Consider the following 2,500-nt stretch of genomic DNA (forward strand, 5'->3'; position numbering starts at 1 on the left):
TAGGAAGGAAGCTTGTCGCTCTAGATCGTTCATTGTTGGCGGCCTTGTGTCGCCTCTGATGGATGATCGGATTACCGTTGTCTAACCGCACGGTACCGGATTTGATCTCGAGAAGCTGGTCTTAAAGACAGACTGCAAGCGAGCCGCTCGGCGTGGCTCCGATAAAGCGGTCTGTCGAACACGTCGATGGCATCATGAGTGGGTTGGGTTGTAAAAGGTAGCCCCACCCGCTGCATTCCTATGGGATGGAGCTAGTGATGAGCATAGACAATGAGAACGATTAAGTGTCGTAAGGGCAATTGGTGGATGCCTTGGCATGCACAGGCGATGAAGGACGTGATACGCTGCGATAAGCCGTGGGGAGCTGCGAATGAGCTTTGATCCATGGATCTCCGAATGGGGCAACCCACCTTAAATGCTTGGAGAATTTAAGCTGTGCTTCGGTACGGCTTAGGTTTCCAAGCATTGAAATAAGGTATCTTACTTTCGAATACATAGGGGTAAGAAGCGAACGCAGGGAACTGAAACATCTAAGTACCTGCAGGAAAGGACATCAACCGAGACTCCGCAAGTAGTGGCGAGCGAACGCGGACCAGGCCAGTGGCAATGCTGAATAAAGTGGAACGGAATGGAAAGTCCGGCCTTAGCGGGTGATAGCCCCGTACACGTAGAACAGGCATTGTCCTTGAGTAGGGCGGGACACGTGAAATCCTGTCTGAACATGGGGAGACCACTCTCCAAGCCTAAGTACTCGTGCATGACCGATAGCGAACAAGTACCGTGAGGGAAAGGTGAAAAGCACCCCGACAAGGGGAGTGAAATAGAACCTGAAACCGGTTGCCTACAAGCAGTCGGAGGCCGCAAGGCTGACGGCGTACCTTTTGTATAATGGGTCAACGACTTAGTGTAACAAGCAAGCTTAAGCCGATAGGTGTAGGCGCAGCGAAAGCGAGTCTGAACAGGGCGTTTAGTTTGTTGCATTAGACCCGAAACCGAGTGATCTAGCCATGAGCAGGTTGAAGGTTGGGTAACACCAACTGGAGGACCGAACCCGCATCTGTTGCAATAGATTGGGATGACTTGTGGCTAGGGGTGAAAGGCCAATCAAACTCGGAGATAGCTGGTTCTCCGCGAAATCTATTTAGGTAGAGCGTCGACCGAATACCCTGGGGGGTAGAGCACTGGATGGGCTATGGGGACTCACCGTCTTACTGATCCTAACCAAACTCCGAATACCCAGGAGTACTAGTCGGCAGACACACGGCGGGTGCTAACGTCCGTCGTGAAAAGGGCAACAACCCTGACCTCCAGCTAAGGTCCCCAAGTCATGGCTAAGTGGGAAAGGATGTGAGGATCCCAAAACAACCAGGATGTTGGCTTAGAAGCAGCCATCATTTAAAGAAAGCGTAACAGCTCACTGGTCTAAATAAGGGTCTTTGCGCCGAAAATGTAACGGGGCTAAAGCCATGCACCGAAGCTGAGGATTGGACGCAAGTCCAGTGGTAGCGGAGCGTTCCGTAAGCCTGCGAAGGAGGACCCGTGAGGGCCTCTGGAGGTATCGGAAGTGCGAATGTTGACATGAGTAACGATAAAGAGGGTGAGAGACCCTCTCGCCGAAAGACCAAGGGTTCCTGCTTAAAGTTAATCTGAGCAGGGTTAGCCGGCCCCTAAGACGAGGCGGACACGCGTAGTCGATGGGAACCACGTTAATATTCGTGGGCCTGGTGGTAGTGACGGATTGCGTAACTTGTTCAGACTTATTGGATTGTCTGGGCGGGGAAGCGGTTCCAGGAAATAGCTCCACCGTATAGACCGTACCCGAAACCGACACAGGTGGTCAGGTAGAGCATACCAAGGCGCTTGAGAGAACTCTGCTGAAGGAACTCGGCAAATTGCACGCGTAACTTCGGAAGAAGCGTGACCCCATGCTACGCAAGTGGTGTGGGGTGGCACAGACCAGGGGGTAGCGACTGTTTATCAAAAACACAGGGCTCTGCGAAGTCGCAAGACGACGTATAGGGTCTGACGCCTGCCCGGTGCTGGAAGGTTAAGAGGAGAGGTGCAAGCTTTGAATCGAAGCCCCAGTAAACGGCGGCCGTAACTATAACGGTCCTAAGGTAGCGAAATTCCTTGTCGGGTAAGTTCCGACCTGCACGAATGGCGTAACGACTTCCCCGCTGTCTCCAGCAGAGACTCAGTGAAATTGAATTCCCCGTGAAGATGCGGGGTTCCTGCGGTTAGACGGAAAGACCCCGTGCACCTTTACTATAGCTTTACACTGGCATTCGTGTCGGCATGTGTAGGATAGGTGGTAGGCTTTGAAGCGCGGACGCCAGTTTGCGTGGAGCCATCCTTGAAATACCACCCTTATCGTCATGGATGTCTAACCGCGGCCCGTCATCCGGGTCCGGGACAGTGTATGGTGGGTAGTTTGACTGGGGCGGTCGCCTCCGAAAGAGTAACGGAGGCGCGCGATGGTGGGCTCAGACCGGTCGGAAAT

Annotated in this window: 1 rRNA gene (only partly in view); it reads left to right on the plus strand. The window is 53.2% G+C overall.

What is annotated here, in order from left to right:
* Window positions 1-278 precede the first annotated feature (278 nt).
* A 23S ribosomal RNA gene (locus V8U06_RS28940) occupies window positions 279-2,500 on the plus strand (it continues 575 nt past the right edge of the window).

Origin of the sequence: Shinella sp. G-2 (genome assembly GCF_050172695.1) — a bacterium.
Taxonomy (GTDB): domain Bacteria; phylum Pseudomonadota; class Alphaproteobacteria; order Rhizobiales; family Rhizobiaceae; genus Shinella.